The 16,050-nt window shown below is 63.0% G+C and carries 13 protein-coding genes and 2 pseudogenes; 12 read left to right on the forward strand and 3 right to left on the reverse strand.

The annotated features are described in order from the left end of the window. A pseudogene (locus BST13_RS37540) lies at positions 1-127 on the reverse strand (helix-turn-helix domain-containing protein); the annotation flags it as partial. 23 nt (positions 128-150) lie between these two features. Here BST13_RS37540 and istA point away from each other — a divergent pair. Next, positions 151-1,386, forward strand: coding sequence for an IS21 family transposase (gene istA, locus BST13_RS37545; RefSeq protein ID WP_083171201.1), 1,236 nt, complete (start codon positions 151-153; stop codon positions 1,384-1,386). After that, positions 1,386-2,180, forward strand: coding sequence for an IS21-like element helper ATPase IstB (istB, locus tag BST13_RS37550; protein ID WP_083171203.1), 795 nt, complete (start codon positions 1,386-1,388; stop codon positions 2,178-2,180). Before istA ends, istB begins: the two co-directional genes overlap by 1 nt. A 38-nt stretch (positions 2,181-2,218) precedes the next feature. Here istB and BST13_RS40085 read toward each other — a convergent pair. Continuing rightward, positions 2,219-2,891, reverse strand: a pseudogene (locus BST13_RS40085) (zinc-binding dehydrogenase); the annotation flags it as partial. A 443-nt stretch (positions 2,892-3,334) separates the two neighbouring features. Here BST13_RS40085 and BST13_RS37555 point away from each other — a divergent pair. The 6 genes from BST13_RS37555 to BST13_RS37585 all read left to right on the forward strand — a co-directional run bounded on the left by BST13_RS37555 (position 3,335) and on the right by BST13_RS37585 (position 11,225). Continuing rightward, positions 3,335-4,408: an acylphosphatase gene (locus BST13_RS37555; RefSeq protein WP_142282948.1), complete on the forward strand. Its 1,074-nt coding sequence runs from the start codon at positions 3,335-3,337 to the stop codon at positions 4,406-4,408. A 397-nt stretch (positions 4,409-4,805) separates the two neighbouring features. Further along, entirely contained in the window at positions 4,806-5,777 is a 972-nt protein-coding gene (locus tag BST13_RS37560; RefSeq protein ID WP_083171207.1) for a PDR/VanB family oxidoreductase, read from the forward strand. Positions 5,778-6,660: 883 nt separating this feature from the next. Continuing rightward, on the forward strand, positions 6,661-8,025 hold the full coding sequence (locus tag BST13_RS37570) for an NAD(P)/FAD-dependent oxidoreductase (protein WP_083171209.1): 1,365 nt from the start codon (positions 6,661-6,663) through the stop codon (positions 8,023-8,025). Between the two features lie 80 nt (positions 8,026-8,105). Further along, entirely contained in the window at positions 8,106-8,873 is a 768-nt protein-coding gene (locus BST13_RS37575) for a hypothetical protein (RefSeq protein ID WP_142282949.1), read from the forward strand. Between the two features lie 395 nt (positions 8,874-9,268). After that, positions 9,269-10,705, forward strand: coding sequence for a flavin monoamine oxidase family protein (locus tag BST13_RS37580; RefSeq protein WP_083171213.1), 1,437 nt, complete (start codon positions 9,269-9,271; stop codon positions 10,703-10,705). Between the two features lie 25 nt (positions 10,706-10,730). Then, positions 10,731-11,225 carry a nuclear transport factor 2 family protein gene (locus tag BST13_RS37585; RefSeq protein ID WP_158087269.1) on the forward strand — a complete coding sequence of 165 codons (495 nt, stop codon included), beginning with the start codon at positions 10,731-10,733 and terminating at the stop codon, positions 11,223-11,225. A 41-nt stretch (positions 11,226-11,266) separates the two neighbouring features. Here the strand turns inward: BST13_RS37585 and BST13_RS37590 are convergent, their stop codons facing one another. Further along, entirely contained in the window at positions 11,267-11,890 is a 624-nt protein-coding gene (locus BST13_RS37590) for a TetR/AcrR family transcriptional regulator (RefSeq protein WP_245839964.1), read from the reverse strand. 400 nt (positions 11,891-12,290) lie between these two features. Here BST13_RS37590 and BST13_RS37595 point away from each other — a divergent pair, with 400 nt between their 5' ends. The 4 genes from BST13_RS37595 to BST13_RS37610 all read left to right on the forward strand — a co-directional run. Then, positions 12,291-13,508, forward strand: coding sequence for an acetyl-CoA C-acetyltransferase (locus BST13_RS37595; protein WP_083171219.1), 1,218 nt, complete (start codon positions 12,291-12,293; stop codon positions 13,506-13,508). A 58-nt stretch (positions 13,509-13,566) separates the two neighbouring features. Then, positions 13,567-14,022 (forward strand): MaoC family dehydratase, encoded by a 456-nt coding sequence (locus tag BST13_RS37600; RefSeq protein ID WP_083171221.1) that lies wholly within the window; start codon positions 13,567-13,569, stop codon positions 14,020-14,022. 86 nt (positions 14,023-14,108) lie between these two features. Then, positions 14,109-15,635, forward strand: coding sequence for a Re/Si-specific NAD(P)(+) transhydrogenase subunit alpha (locus BST13_RS37605; RefSeq protein ID WP_083171223.1), 1,527 nt, complete (start codon positions 14,109-14,111; stop codon positions 15,633-15,635). A gap of 38 nt (positions 15,636-15,673) precedes the next feature. Further along, positions 15,674-16,050, forward strand: a 377-nt coding sequence (locus tag BST13_RS37610) for an NAD(P)(+) transhydrogenase (Re/Si-specific) subunit beta (RefSeq protein ID WP_211296283.1), incomplete at its 3' end; no start/stop codon positions are given.

Here is a 16,050-nt window from a genome sequence, read left to right on the forward strand (position 1 = left end):
GTGCTCGACCCAGCCGGACGGCGATCGCCCGTACGCCCAGACCGGATTGGCGCAGATCGGCAATCTCGATCCGCTCACCCTCAGAGAGATACCGCGAGCTGATCTCCCGGACCGCCAGCCGATCCAACGGGCGAGCCAGGGAGGAAGCGAGTGTTGAGCGTGGAGGACTGGGCAGAGATCCGGCGGTTGTGCCGGTCAGAGCAGTTGTCGATTTCCGAGGTGGCGCGGGTGATGGGGGTGGCTCGCAACACGGTGAAGGCGGCGTTGGCCAGTGATCGGCCGCCGAAGTATCAGCGGGTGTCGGCGGGGTCGGTCGTGGATGCGGTCGAGCCGAGGATCCGGGAATTGCTTGCGGCCTATCCGAGGATGCCGGCAACGGTGATTGCCGAGCGGATCGGTTGGCAGTATTCGATCCGCACGCTCAGCGAGCGGGTGCGTGAGTTGCGGCCGGTGTATCTGCCACCGGATCCGGCGTCGCGCACGACGTATCAGGCCGGCGAGATCGCGCAGTGCGACTTGTGGTTTCCCGACGTGTCGATCCCTGTCGGTTGTGGCCAGGTGCGCACGGCTACTGCGCTGCCGGTACTGACGATGGTGTGTGGGTATTCGCGGTGGGCCTCGGCGTTGCTGATTCCCAGCCGCAGCGCCGAGGATCTGTATGTCGCTTGGTGGCAGCATCTTTCGGCGCTCGGCGCGGTGCCCAGGGTGTTCGTCTGGGACGGCGAGGGCGCAGTCGGTCGGTGGCGGGCCCGTGTGCCGGAGTTGACTGCGGTCTGTCAAGCGTTCCGCGGAACGCTGGCCGCCAAGGTGGTGATCTGCAAGCCCGGTGACCCGGAGGCCAAGGGTCTGGTGGAGCGCTTCCACGACTATCTGGAGCGGGCATTTCTGCCAGGGCGGGTGTTCACCTCGCCGGCGGACTTCAACACCCAGCTCGGCGACTGGTTGGTGGTCGCCAATCACCGCCAGCATCGCGTGTTGGGGTGTCGTCCGGCAGATCGGGTCGAGGCCGACAAAGCCGCGATGCTGGCATTGCCGCCGGTGGCACCGGTCACCGGATGCAGGACCCAGGCCCGGCTGCCGCGTGATCACTACGTGCGCGTGGACGCCAACGACTACTCGGTGCACCCGTCAGCCGTCGGGCGGCGCATCGAAGTCGTGGCGGACTTGGCCCAGGTTCGGGTGTGGTGCGCTGGACGGTTGGTCGCCGAGCACGACCGGATCTGGGCCAAGCACCAGACGATCAGCGATTCCGAGCACCTCGCGGCGGCCAAGGCGATGCGACGGCACAGGTTCGACGTCGTGGCTGCCCCAGCCCAGATCGAAGTTGAGCAGCGTTGTTTGACTGACTACGACGCTTTGGTCGACATCGACGGCCCGGTGGCGTGATGTCCATCAAGACGACCGTTAGCCGCGACACGACCGCTGAGTTGGCCTATCTCACCCGAGCGCTCAAGGCTCCCACCTTGCGTGAAGCCGTCGAGCGCCTTGCCGAGCGGGCACGGACCGAGGCTTGGAGCTATGAGGAGTTCCTGGCCGCATGTCTACAACGAGAGGTCTCTGCCCGGGAGTCTCACGGCGGTGAGGGAAGGATCCGGGCTGCTCGGTTTCCCTCGCGAAAGTCATTGGAAGAGTTCGACTTCGATCACGCCCGCGGCCTCAAACGCGACACCATCGCCCACCTGGGCACCCTGGACTTCGTGACGGCAAAAGACAACGTCGTCTTCCTCGGGCCACCAGGAACGGGCAAGACCCACTTGGCGACCGGCATCGCGATTCGGGCCTGTCAGGCCGGCCACCGCGTCCTGTTCGCCACCGCGAGCCAATGGGTCGACCGTCTCGCGACCGCTCACCACGGCGGCACTCTGCAAGCCGAACTCATCCGCCTGGCCCGCTACCCACTGCTCGTCATCGACGAAGTCGGCTACATCCCGTTCGAGCCCGAAGCCGCCAACCTGTTCTTCCAGCTGGTGTCTTCCCGCTACGAACGAGCCAGCCTCATCGTCACCTCCAACAAACCCTTCGGCCGCTGGGGAGAAGTCTTCGGCGACGACGTGGTCGCCGCCGCCATGATCGACCGCCTCGTCCACCACGCCGAAGTCATCGCACTCAAAGGAGACAGCTACCGCATCAAAGACCGAGACCTCGGCCGCGTCCCCACCGTCACGGCCGACGAACAATGAACCCAGCTGGTCAAGATTCACTTGCCGACAACTGATCAAAATTCAGTTGCCGTTGACAATTTCGAGGATCCCCGGATCGCTGACCCGGACACGCTGCGCCGCAGCTCGGCCAACCGACCGTCCGACACACCCATCGGATGTTCCGATAGGCAAGGTTCGACCAGCCTGCCGTCGACGTCGAGCAGGTTGAGAATAGGCGCCGAGATCCAGGTTGACCGATACGGTGTTGATAATCAGGTCGAAGCTGCGGGTGAGCGTTCAAACGTGCTGGGATCGTTGGTCGCGTAGTAATGGCTGGCGCCCAGCCGAATTCCGTCCTCCATCGTCTTCAGGGACTGGGATAACACGGCGACCTCAGCACGCATGGCGGCGCGGAGTTTGACGCCCATGTGTTCGAGGGCCCCCGAGCCCCGACGCCCCAATGGGCGTGCGCCGCATCTGGCACCCCAGTGCCGCAGCGGCGAATACAGCGTGATGCCCGCGCACAGGAGCGGTGCCGCGGCGTCCAGTGGTGCCGCGTCCGGGAACGCAGCACGTAGTTCTCATCGACGACGATCGCACCACTGTAACCGTCGTAGGACCGTCGGCCATCCCGGTCCATGCCGTCGTAGGTGTCTACCCATCCCGCTACCGGTGCAGTACGGCTCCAGGCCAGCAACTGCGGCATTGGCGGCCGCAGTCGACGAAGCCGCCCACGTCGACTCGGTCGCCCTAACGGCTGCTGTCGCCCTGCTAGGCGCAGGCCAATCCGTCTGTGTGAGCGCTTGCTCCCAAGCTCGGGTCACTGGCCGCTGGTCCGATGATTTCGCCGTACATTGATCCCCTACGCGGAAGCGCGTTGCTGCCGTGCCTCCGGTACGGGATCGTGCTCAGATCCGGTATGCCCGGTGATGTTTGCGGCGGAAGGAAGGCGAACCTGCGGACTTGAATTCGCGCAGGGCAAGCTGTCTTAGTCCGAAGGAATCAGTCAACCTTCTTCTGTGAGGTCCGTCACACGGTGTGTTGTGAGCGGGCGCTTAGTAACGTACAGTTGCCTTGTGGTTGGCGTCACATGGCGAGGTGGTGGCGCACCCACTGGGACAAACGCGTGGTGCGGAGACGCGTCTAAACCGGACACGGATCGACACTGCGGTGCTAGTAGCAAAGGAATGGACATGTCGTTGTCGAGTGAACCTGGACATCCGACCCCGGATGCCGGCACAGCGCCGGTGAGCACTGCTTCTAAGGCGGATCGTTCGTCGCGAAAGTGGATTCGCCGGCGCATCGCACAGCTCGATCCCTACGTCGACTATCGCGAGATCTGGGCTCTTAGCTACATCTACAACGTCACCGACTTTGACCTGCATTGGGCTTACACGGTGGACAACTGCCATCTGGGGCTGACGACGTGGGGCGCTGATGCCTCCTATCGCGACGGTACTGGAGCGATGATGGTTCGGGGCGAGCAGCGGATGGCGAACACCAATGACCACATGTTGCTGTGGTCGGAGCACGGCCCGGACTCGCCGATCACGAAGCAGGCGATCGACATCGTCAATAAGCAACATGCTCAGTGGGCTAAATACTACAACGGTGCCTTCTCGCACTCGGAAGACTACATCTACCTATTTGCTGCGGCGGCTACGGCAGAACACGACTACAAGCGCAGCCTTGGGCTGCCCGGGTGGTCCGAGAAGCAGAAGATCGCTTCGCATCTGTTCTGGAGCGAGTTGGCCAAGCTATTTAGGGTGGAGAGCGGCGAAGTGCTCACCGATGTGGAGCCGATGCCTGAGAGCTTCGAAGCATGCTCGGAATACGCCCGGGCGTACACCGAGCGCCCGTGGCCGGACAACACCGCGATCGGCCTGCCGTTCAGCGAAAGGTTGATCGAGCAGTTCCTCGCCGTGTGGTTTCCGTATCGTGTCATGCGGCCGTTCGGGCGGGCACTGATTACGACGTTTTTCGCGCCGACGCTCTTCCGCATCTACCAGCTGGAGGAGCCGAACTGGGTCTTGCGCACGTTGGCGCGCGGGTTCGCGGCGGCGAAGTATATCTACCGCGACTACATCCGTGCAGATCAAAAGGAGCCGATCACTGAGCGGCATCGCCAAAAGGCCGCCGCGGGCACGTACAAAGCCAGCTACATCGATAGCCTGATCCACCGAGTTGGGCGGAAGCAGAATCCGACGGCCAGCGGATGCCCGTTTCACGGGCCGGTACCGGTTCAGCGGGACCTGGCGAGCAGCTAACTGGGACGCCGTTCTCGGATGTGGATCGCGCCGAAGCAGTGCGAGTGTCGGGTGCAGACGATCGGGTCAGCGCACTCCGGTCGGCGGCTTCGCGTGATCGAGCCCGTAATGCGGCCGCGGCCGGTGAGCGCTGACCCCATGTCGGCCCGGTGGTCTCTGAGCGCGGGCCCATCAGAGCGGCTGCCCAGACCAGCAGCGCGGAATTGAGGCGTATGAGCGCTTGCCCGCCTGACGAAGTCTGATATTCAGGTCCGATTCCGCCATCCAGCGCGGTCGACTTGCTCCTCAAGCCTTGTCGCCGCGCACGTCCTACGTTACCGGCGCTGCCCGGCGCCCGGGATTTTGCAGTTCCGCTGCCATGCGCGGAACGTCCAGAAAAAACAGGAGGAATCTCACGATGACTGCAAGCGTAGCCGGGGCCGCTCAGCAAATCGGAGCCACCGTCGTCACCAAAACGACGGTCGCAGACGGCGTTGTCCAACTGCGACTGCGCCCACAGGACGGAGCACACTTTGCGCGGTGGCTGCCGGGTGCGCACATCGACGTGATGCTTCCAGGTGGGGCGCTACGGCAATATTCACTGCACAGTGACCCAACCGCAGCCGACGAGTATCTGATCTCAGTGCTCTATGAGCCAGACGGGCGCGGAGGATCACGGGCGGTCCATGATGACGTTCAGGTAGGTCAGAAGCTGGCGATCAGTGAGCCGAGAAATCACTTCGAATTAACATCAGCTCGGAGCTACCTCTTCATCGCTGGCGGCATCGGCATAACGCCCATCCTGCCAATGGTGCGGTCCGTCGCTGTCCGCCGCCTGCCATGGCGCCTCGTGTATGGCGGCCGCACCCGCACATCGATGGCCTACCTAGATGAGGTCCTGGCGCAACCCGGCGGTCGAGTCGATATCTACCCGCAAGACGAAACAGGGATGTTGGATGTCCTCGGAATTCTCAACGATTCCTCGGCAGGCGATGCAATCTACTGCTGCGGCCCGGCCGGATTACTCGAAGCGGTCGAGCAGCACTGCAAAAATGACCAGGCAGAACGGCTACATGTGGAACGGTTCGCCGCGAGTGCTCAGTTCCTCGATCAGGCAGACGACCAAGAATTCGAGCTTGTCCTGAATCGCACCGGCGTAACGCTCACAATTCCGCCGGACCGCACCGCCATGGACGTCATTTCAGAGCAAACTTCCCTGTCGCCGTTCTCCTGCGGTGTAGGTTCCTGCGGCACGTGCGAGGTGGCGGTATTGGAGGGCACTCCGGATCATCGCGATTCCATCCTCAGCGCCAAAGAGCGTGCCGCGAATCAGATCATGCACATTTGCGTCGGTCGCTCACAAACGCCTCGTCTAGTGATTGATCTTTAGCCGATCTATCGGCATGGAGGACTAACCTGACCTGGCGCTACCTCGATGGTAGTTGGATGCAGTGGGTGCGCGCCTCGGGCGCTGTTTGTTGGTCGACGCCCGCCCACGCTCTGATCGGCTCCTCGAACCCCAGCAGTTGGTCCCACGCTTCGCCGTGGCCATCAGGCCGGACCGGACGGCGTGGGCGACCGTCTCAATCAACCCGTCATCGAGCGCGCTGACGCCGTCGTCGTGGCGCAGAACGGCCTTTGGGGCGGCCTCGACGTAGCGGCGCACCGTTTTGGGTCCAGCCCGCAATGCCCGGCGATCGTGCGATACCCCGGTGCCGGTAACCCCCAGCCACACTTTGAGCACTTTCCTGATCTCGTTCACACTGACCTCCCGAGAAAGCCATGCCCACCGCCGGCGTGACCTGAAGTGTCACGGCGATAGAGCGGGCAGACGAAGAAACCGATGCAAGGCGCCGGTGATCCCATAATTGACAATCCGGGTGGTCCCATCACCTTGGCAAGAGGTCACACTGGCCCCAAGCGTATGGCAAACGACACCTCTGTAAGTTCGGACGTTGCGGTCGGTGATGGAGAGGTGCCGCTGCTTGGGTGGGATGGTCGCGATCAGGCCACCACGTGAATCCGGGTGTTCGCTGCGGTCGCTGCTGATCCCGCATCGTCGACGACGAGGAGGCACGTCTCACCACGCCGACCGGGGCTATCGCCATTGCTCCGTTGGTGCTTCAGCAAGGTGAGAAGGGGGAAACCGGCACACCTTTGGCTGTCGCTCGGCCAGTTGAGAAGATCACGTCAACGCTTGTGAGCAAGCGCTCAGTATCGTAGATTGAGTCATCCACGCCACATTGCGTGGTTTCGACTTGAGGGAGATACAGATGGGGAAGCATGCCATCGTCATCGGAGCGAGTATTTCGGGATTGCTCGCCGCTTTCGGGGCCGCCGAAGGCTTTGAGCGGGTAACGATTGTGGAGCGCGACGAACTCGTTGACGGGCCGACGCTTCGCAAAGGTGTGCCGCAAGGGCGCCAACCGCATGCGCTCCTGACCATCGGCCGGAAGATGCTCGCGGAGTTCATCCCTGATCTGCGTCAGCAGTTGATCGGCGAGGGCTGTCCCGCGATCGACGAGATCCTCGAAGTGCCCTATTGGTCCCCTGAGGGCTGGCGGGTGCGGTACCCCGGCCCGGTCGAGACAATCGCCTGCCGTCGACCGTTGTTCGAATGGGTGGTGCGCCGGAATCTGATGGTGCTGCCCAACGTGGACTTCCGCTTCGGTGCGGTGGAGGGTCTCACGGCGTCGGGCGACACCGTGACCGGTGTGCGACTTCAGGACGGAAGTGTCATCGAGGGCGACTTGGTTGTCGACGCGAGTGGTCGCGGGTCGAAGTCGCCGAGGTGGATGGAGGAACTCGGATACGAGGCTCCGAAGGAAGTCCATGTGCGCGCGTACCAGGGCTATTCAACGCAGCAGGTGCGCATGCCCGAAGGTGTGCTGCCGGAGGGGGTGAAGGGCATCGCCGCGATGCCCCATCCGGGCAACACCTCTGGCGCATTCTTGTTCCCTGCCGATAATGGCGTGTACATGCTCATGGGCGCGGGGATGATGAAGAATTACCCACCCAAGGACCGCGAAGCGCTGCTCGATTATATCGATACTGCCCCGTCGCCCCTGGTGGGGCAGTTCGCGCGTCAGACGGAGCCGATCAGCGACGTGGTGACCTACCGGGTGAACAGTAACCAGCTCCGGTTGTGGCACCGGATGGAGCACCGCCCGGAGGGTTTCGTGGTGACCGGCGATGCGGTCGCGTCATACAACCCGATTTATGGGCAGGGTATGTCGCAGGCCGCTCAAGGTGGCATCGCCATGCGCGACGCCATCCGTAATGAGAGCGGAGACTCACGACCGTTCCCTGTTCGCTTCCAAGAAGGGTTGGCGAAATTCACCGATCTTGCGTTTGCCCAGTCGGCGATGGCAGATGCTTTCTACGAGGGTGCGGAAGTCGAGGGGATGGACCCGCCGGATACGAGCGAGATGGACTTCTTCACCTATCTGGAACAGCTCTCCACCGAGGACCCCGAGGTGCTCGACGAGCTGGTGCGCGCAACGTATTCGATGGAAGCCGAACGGCTGGACAACGAAGAACTCAAGGCGAAGGTCCAGGCGTGGATAGATGCCGGACGGACCGTCACCAACAATGACCCCACCCGGCTGCCGGGTGTGGTCCAGACCGCAGGAGTTTAACCGGAATGCACACTTCAGCTCTCACAGCCGAGCAGATCGCCATCGACGTCGACGGTCGCCCGACCACGATCGATGAAGTCATGCCGCCGTGGCACAAGCATCAACGTTTCGGCATTGTGATCCAGGAACCGCTCGGTCATGCCGGCGCAAGCATGCTGATGCACGCGGCCATGGTGGCTCACTTCACCGACCTCTTCCAGAACACCTGGGACGATATCGAGCTCTCGGATGAGGAGTTGCATGACCCGTCCTATCGTGGGATCTACCCCGAGGTCTATGCGTTCCACGTGGGCCGACGGTTTGGCACGCTCAGCACGATGGACTTCGTGCCGGAATACAAGGACATTCTGGTCGAGGCCAATCCTGAGCGGGTCATGCACGAGATCAATCGATGCGGTGTGACCGTCCTCGCGATCCCCGAGGGCGTGGAGAAGGATTACAAGTTCAACTGGCCAGAGGAGCGGGCTTTCCGCTGGAAGACCGAGAAGGTGTTTTCCTACAGTCCCACCGGTCAGGTCGCCGATCCCGATATCACCATCAAATCTCTCGATGAGATGGTGGAGGTCAACGTCGACGGGGTGATCGACACGATGACCCGGGTTGCGCCGTTCCGGGCATTCAACGAGGACCGGACCCGCGTAGAGGCGGAAGGCTTTGTTCTGGTCGGCCGAGATCTCGACAGCAACAAGCGCTTTTTGGCCGAAGTCGATGCGCGGTACTACGAGGTAACCGACGAGGAACGAGCGCTGGCGACCGCGGCCCGCGAAGCTATTCGGACAAATGGACGCTCCACCGAAACCTACCGCCGCCGCGATACGAATTACGCGCTGCGACGGCTGGTGCCATAACCGGAAACAAGCGTGAAACTGCCGAGCGTGCTTTAACCCCATTACCCGGGCGGCCAGATGATCGCTCATCGTCGTTTTCCGAACGGCACAGGCATCAGCGCGGTGGTGCGGCCGGGGTCAGAGGCCTACAGACAGCCGAAGTAAGGCCTTCTGAATGAACGCTTAGTGTCGGCAGTGGGTGGAGGCGACTTGTTTGAACCAGGCGCTTTGCGTCCGCGGCTGTGGTGTCGATGTTGTTTGGAACGTTTGGTCGAAGTTGGTCGTGCTATGGGCGTCGGTGGTCGGCTGCCGGTGTGAGTGCTTTCGCTTGTGGTAACTGGTTGCGTTTGCTGGATGAGGTTGTTGGTTAAGTGCAGCTGAGGGTGGGCGGCGTTTTGGTCAGGGAAGGGTGTGGGATGTCGGATTCGTGTGAGGTCGTGGTTGTCGGTGCGGGGCTTTCGGGGCTGACGGCGGCGTATCTGCTTCGGGATCGTGATGTCGTGGTGTTGGAGGCTGATTCGCAGATCGGTGGGCGTTCGCAGCGCACCGAACTGGGCGGCTGGCCGGTCACTAGCGGTGGGGGCGGTTGGTATGACCCCAACCCCGCATCTCCCGAAAGCCGGCTGATCTCCGAGCTCGGCATCAAGACGGCGCCGGTCAGCGGCACCGCGATGTTGCACACCGCCGACGGTCGTAACGTCACCCCGGCGCCTGCGGAGGAGTTGTTTGGGCGGCTAGGCATGCCCGATGCGGCGCGGCCGGATTTCGTCCAGACGTTCAATCGGGTCCGCGAGACATGTGACGCGCTGGCGCGCCCTCCGGTCGATGGTGTGATCCGCAAGCTGCTCAATGTCACCGGTACCGAGTGGATCGGCCCAGTGCATGACGACGTCCTTGCCTATTATCGCCGGCTGGCCACCACCGAGATTGGGATCTCGCTGGAGAGCGATTCGGCATTCTCGTTGCTGACAGGCATGCCCGCCTTCGGTGGCGCGTCGGAGGTCTGGGGTGGCTACTTGATGCCAGAGGGTGGCGCCCCGGTGATCGGCTTGGCGATGGCCGAGCAGTTGCCGCGCCCACCGGTGACCGGTGCGCTGGTCACCGCGGTCGAGCAGAAAGGCCAGCGGGTCACCGTGACCTACCGGCACAACGGCCAGGACAAAACCCTTGGCGCCGACCACGTAGTGGTGGCCACTCCGCACCCGGTGACCAGTGAGATCGTGCGGGGATTGTCAGCGGCACAGCTAACGGCTATGGCCACCGTGCGCACCCAGCCGATCGTCGAGGTCCTGCTGCTTCTCGCCGATGGCGGGCCGGTGCCGTGGGATGAAGTCTCGGCCCTGTGGACCGTCGACAAGAGCTTCAGCGTATTTGTGCGCTCAAATGCGCACCAGTTCAACGGTACCGGCGACGGCCAGGCGGACAAGCATTCGGTGATCAAACTCATCGCGGTGGGACCGTCGTCCGCGCCGGTAGCTGACCGCACCGACGAATGCATCGGCGAGCTTTTCATCAACGACTTTATCGATATCTACCCCGAAGCCCGAGGCAAGGTCCGGGCACACTCCGTCAAGCGGTGGCTGTACGGGGTTCCGCTGCCGGCCATGGGGTACGACCGCCATGTGGCAGAGATGGTGAAGCCGGTCGGCAACATTCACTTCGCAGGCGACTGGTGCGGATTCGTCAACGACAGCAATCCCGGCGGAGTCGGCGTGGACGGCGAATGGGGCGCCTACTCGGTCACGGCGGCATTGCATGCGGTGGTTCGGGCCGGGCGGCGTGCCGCGGCTGAGATCCGCCCGTATCTCGTGAAGGTTCCGGTCGATCAGCGCACTTCGGAACTCGACGGGTAAGGGCATGGTAGTCAGTCAGTCGCCAGTGGACATTTTCAAGAGTCAGGCACACACGGGTCTGGTTTTGCGTGATGTAGACGCGTTCGTCGCTCATTTCGCACCAGACTGTGTCCTTCATGACACGGGCGAGTCTGAGCCGCGAGTGGGACGCGAAGCGCTGCGCGAATGGGTGACTGCATATCTCGAGTCCATGTCGGACGCAGATGTCGAGTACTTGACGCTTTTCAGCGCTGGCGAGTTCGTGCTGGCTGAGTTTGTCATCCGCGGCATGTATCAGGGAACTGGCGCCGGTCCGAGCGGAACACGCGTGGCGCTGCAATACTGCGTGATCGATCAAATTCGTGACGGTCTGGTACTAAGCGAAACGGTGTACGGAGTTCCGCAGCAACTTGACCGGCAACTGTCTGCTCCCATCGGGTTCGGCGGAAGTCTGAAGCCAGCACTGTCGGTGCCGCCAACGACCGGCACGCAACCCTCAGCTTTTGAGCGAGCTCATGGAACGGTCGATCGTCGGCGCTGATGGACCGCCGCATCAACGCGTTCGGGCACTCGGGTAAAAGGCTAGGACCGTTGAATGGGAATGCTGGCGCCGACGATGCGTAGTGCCATGTCGGCATATCGTTTCGCGAGGTATTCGGGGCTCCAGCGGCCGCCTTCGTGGTACCAGCGTCCGATGTCGATGCCGAGCGAGAGTAGGGCTATGGCGGCCATCCGTGGGTCGGGGGTGTCGAAGGCGCCGCTGGTGACTCCGGTTTCTACGAGTTTGTGTACTTCTTGTTCGATCTGGTGGCGGATGTCGCGGATTTCGGCGAAGTGCTCGGGGGTGAGTGCGGCGAGTTCGTAGTTGGTGACTCGTGCCGCGGCGGGCCCGCTGGCGTGCAGGATCACAAAGTCGTGGATGAGTTTGTGCAGTGCGGCGGTGGGATCGGTAGTGGACGCGATGGCTTCGTGCACTGCGTGCAGGGTGTTTTCATGGCCCGACTTTGAGATCAGGTAGAGCAGGTCTTCTTTGGACTTGTGATGCACATAGAGCGCGGCAGGGCTGGTCCCTGCCGCTGAACAGATATCGCGCGTAGTGGTGGCGTTGAAGCCCTTCTCGGCGAACGCTTCAATCGCAGCATCCAAAAATCGTGAACGTGGCGCGCCGGCACTTGAGTTTGTCATCGTGTAGGTAACCGTTTCCAATCGCGGGACAGTTTGCCGGTAGACACGCGCTGCGGTGCAGCCATTAGGAAGCCAAGCTGAGCCGTGGAGGAACGCGCGTTGCGCGCGAAGCGCGGTAGTCCACCGGATGGGCGCTTAGTCATACGCGCATCTTGGTGGCCGGAAGGTCAACGGTCAAGTCACAATTTGCCTGCCGCAAGACGTCGGTACTGCGACGTTACCGGTCCAGCCACTCGCCGGCTCTGCCCGGCCTGACCGGGTTGAGGCGGGATGGTGCGCTGCAAAATCGATCCAACGATCTTGATTCGACCACATGGGTGGGGCAAGTCACAGCGAGCCCCCGAGCGGATCTCCTTGACGCTCACCTCGTCGATATGGCCCAATGGAATGACTAAGCGCTTACTAGCAACGAGGTTTCCCTATGCCTGAAGCAGTTATTGTCGCGACCGCACGGTCGCCGATCGGTAGAGCCGTCAAGGGGTCGCTGAAAGACATGCGTCCTGATGATCTGACCGTTCAGATGGTGCAGGCTGCGCTAGCCCAGTTGCCGGCATTGGATCCGCGTGAGATTGACGACCTCATCCTCGGGTGCGGCCAGCCAGCCGCAGAGTCCGGCAATAATCTCGGGCGTGCTGTGGCCGTTCTCGCCGGGATGGATCACCTCCCCGGGGTCACGGTGAACCGTTACTGCTCCAGCAGTCTGCAGACCACCCGCATGGCCTTCCACGCCATCAAGGCGAGCGAGGGTGATGCCTTCATCTCGGCCGGCGTAGAGACCGTCAGCCGCTACTTCAAGGGCAACGCCGACGGTGTGCCTGACACTCAGAACCCGGCGTTTGACGACGCCCAGGCACGCACCGAACAGCTCTCCGCCGGAGGTCGGGATTGGATCGATCCCCGCACAAACGGTGCGCTTCCAGACCTCTACATCGCGATGGGACAAACCGCGGAGAATGTGGCCCGATTCAAAGGTGTTACCCGCGCAGATCAGGACGCCTTCGGCGTGCGTAGCCAAAACCTCGCCGAGGCGGCGATCGCGAATGGGTTCTGGGCCAGCGATATCACGCCGGTGACACTTCCCGACGGGACCGTAATCGCAGCCGACGATGGTCCCCGGCCCGGCGTGACGCTCGACGGGGTATCCGGTCTCCGGCCGGTGTTTCGGCCTGATGGGACCGTCACAGCCGCTAACTGCTGCCCGCTCAACGACGGCGCAGCCGCGGTAGTGGTGATGTCGGATACGAAGGCGAAGCACCTCGGCATCACGCCGCTGGCTCGCATCGTCAGCACGGCGGTTACCGGATTATCGCCGGAAATAATGGGCCTCGGCCCGGTCGAGGCTGCCAAGAAGGCCCTCGACCGGGCCGATCTCACCATCGACGACATTGACCTAGTGGAGATCAACGAAGCCTTTGCTGCGCAGGTTATTCCATCGGCGCGGGACCTTGGCATCGACGAGAACAAGCTGAACGTCAACGGTGGGGCGATCGCAATCGGACATCCTTTCGGCATGACCGGTGCGCGCATCGCCAGCACCCTGATCAACTCTCTGCGGTGGCACGACAAGCAATTCGGCTTGGAAACCATGTGTGTCGGCGGTGGCCAGGGTATGGCCATGGTGTTGGAGAGGCTGTGGTGAACCCGCAAGATCCGGACGTACCCAACCACGCTCTCAGTATCGAAGAAGGACAGTGAGGATGCGGTTGTTCAACGGCGTATCCGAGTTCCGTGAGGCAGTCGGCACGCACCTGGGCTACTCGGAATGGCATACCATCAGCCAGCGGCAGATCGACACCTTCGCCGACGCGACCGGCGATCATCAGTGGATCCATGTCGATCCAGCCAAGGCCTCCACGTCTTCCTTCGGCAGCACGATCGCCCACGGCTTTCTCACCTTGAGTCTGGTGCCGAAGCTGACGTGGCAGATCTACAAGGTCAACGGGCTGCAGATGGAGATCAACTACGGCGCCAATTCCCTGCGCTTCCCGGCGCCGGTTCCGGTCGGCTCACAGGTGCGTGCCGGCATCGAACTGCTGTCGGTCGAACCCTGCGGGAACGCCTGCTATCAAGCCGTGTCCCGAGTGACCATCGAGCGCCAGGAGAGAGACAAGCCGGCGTGCGTGGTCGAATCGATCAGCCTACTGGTGCCGTAATCGCTCGCATCTCGTATGGCCGGGCGCACGTAGCTCAGATCAGTCATGGCGTAGAAACGCGGAATTCACAGCGGATGGAGAGTCCAATGAGGATCGGCATCATCCAGGAGGCGGAGCCCGGGGAGACTCGCGTGGCGGCGACGCCGGCCACCGTGGTGCAGCTCATCAAACTGGGATACGACATCGTCGTAGATCGGGGTGCCGGTGCGGCCGCGTCATTCCCAGACGACGATTTCGTCGAGGCGGGTGCAAAGATCGGCAAGGCCTTGGAGGCCGAAATCGTACTCGGGGTCAACGGCCTTGCCGACTGGCAGCTGGATCGGTTGCCTGCTGGTGCGACAGTGGCGGCGATGTTCGCGCCGGCATTCAAGCCTGAGCTGGTCGAGAAGCTGTCCACCCGGCCGATCACGGTGTTGGCGATGGATGCGGTGCCACGGATCTCCCGCGCCCAGTCCCTTGACGTGCTGTCGTCGATGGCCAACATCGCCGGCTACCGCGCAGTGATCGAAGCCGCTCACGAGTTCGGCCGATTCTTCACCGGTCAGGTGACCGCGGCAGGCAAGGTGCCACCGGCCAAGGTACTCGTGGTCGGCGCCGGGGTCGCCGGGCTGGCGGCGATCGGTGCCGCGGGCAGCCTCGGCGCCATCGTGCGAGCCACCGACCCCCGCCCTGAGGTCGCCGATCAGGTCGCCTCCCTCGGCGGGGAGTACCTGTCAATCGAAGACCCCAACGCCGAAGTCTCGACTACCGGCTATGCCAAAGAGATGGGCGAGGACTACAAGGCCCGCGAAGCACAGCTCTATGCCGAGCAGTGCAAGGACGTCGACATCATCATCACCACCGCGCTGATCCCCGGTCGGCCCGCGCCCCGCATCATCACCGCCGACATGGTCGCATCGATGAAATCGGGCAGCGTGATCGTCGACATGGCCGCGGCCAACGGCGGCAACGTCGAGGGCACCGTCAAGGACCAGGCGATCATGACCGACAACGGCGTGACGATCATCGGCTACACCGATCTGGCCGGGCGGCTGCCCGCGCAGGCCTCCCAGTTGTACGGCACCAACCTGGTGAACCTGCTCAAGCTGCTGACGCCGGAGAAGGACGGCAAGCTGATCCTGGATTTCGACGACGTTGTGCAGCGGTCGGTGACCGTGGTGCGCGACGGCGAGATCACCTGGCCTCCGCCGCCGGTGCAGGTGTCCGCTGCGCCGGTCACCAAGCCGTCCGCCGAAGCCCCGGCCACCAAACCGGAAAAGCACCCGATGTCGACGGGACGCCGGCTCGGGGTGACCTTCGCCGTCGCCGCCGCGGTCTTCGCGTTGATCGCGATCTCCCCGAGCGCACTGCAGGTGCATCTGACCGTCTTCGCGCTGGCGATCGTGATCGGCTACTACGTGATCGGCAATGTGCACCACGCGCTGCACACCCCGCTGATGTCGGTGACCAACGCGATCTCGGGAATCATCGTGGTCGGCGCGCTGCTGCAGATCGGCCAGCACAACGTCGCGGTCACCGTGCTTGCCTGCGCGGCAATCCTGCTCGCCAGCATCAACGTCTTCGGCGGCTTCGCGGTGACGCGCCGCATGCTCGCGATGTTCTCCCGCAGCTAGAGCCTGCGCCCCCACAAGACATCTTTCGAATGGATCCCATGTTCACCTTGGAAAACGTTGCCTCCGCGGCCTACGTCATCGCGGCACTGCTGTTCATCCTCGCCCTTGCCGGCCTGTCCAAACACGAGACATCAAGGGCTGGAAACACTTTCGGTATCGTCGGCATGGCAGTTGCGCTGATCGCGACCATCGCGCTTGCCCTGGACCGCAAGATCGAGCCCCTGGGCCTGGCCCTGCTCGTCGGCGCCATGATCGTCGGTGCGGCAATCGGGCTGTGGCGCGCCCGGGTGGTCGAGATGACAGGCATGCCCGAGCTGATCGCGCTGCTGCACTCCTTCGTCGGCCTGGCCGCGGTGCTGGTCGGCTGGAACGGCTACCTGCACGTCGAGAACGATCTCGCCGGCGCCGAGGCCGC

Origin of the sequence: Mycobacterium aquaticum (assembly GCF_002086485.1) — a bacterium.
In the GTDB taxonomy this organism is placed as follows: Bacteria; Actinomycetota; Actinomycetes; order Mycobacteriales; family Mycobacteriaceae; genus Mycobacterium; species Mycobacterium aquaticum.

Coding starts and splice junctions, on each gene's coding strand:
- BST13_RS37575 (WP_142282949.1), top strand. CDS start 8,106: ATGCCGCCGTGGCACAAGCATCAACGTTTCGGCATTGTGATCCAGGAA.
- istB (WP_083171203.1), top strand. CDS start 1,386: ATGTCCATCAAGACGACCGTTAGCCGCGACACGACCGCTGAGTTGGCC.
- BST13_RS37605 (WP_083171223.1), top strand. CDS start 14,109: ATGAGGATCGGCATCATCCAGGAGGCGGAGCCCGGGGAGACTCGCGTG.
- BST13_RS37570 (WP_083171209.1), top strand. CDS start 6,661: ATGGGGAAGCATGCCATCGTCATCGGAGCGAGTATTTCGGGATTGCTC.
- BST13_RS37600 (WP_083171221.1), top strand. CDS start 13,567: ATGCGGTTGTTCAACGGCGTATCCGAGTTCCGTGAGGCAGTCGGCACG.
- BST13_RS37555 (WP_142282948.1), top strand. CDS start 3,335: ATGTCGTTGTCGAGTGAACCTGGACATCCGACCCCGGATGCCGGCACA.
- BST13_RS37580 (WP_083171213.1), top strand. CDS start 9,269: ATGTCGGATTCGTGTGAGGTCGTGGTTGTCGGTGCGGGGCTTTCGGGG.
- BST13_RS37560 (WP_083171207.1), top strand. CDS start 4,806: ATGACTGCAAGCGTAGCCGGGGCCGCTCAGCAAATCGGAGCCACCGTC.
- BST13_RS37595 (WP_083171219.1), top strand. CDS start 12,291: ATGCCTGAAGCAGTTATTGTCGCGACCGCACGGTCGCCGATCGGTAGA.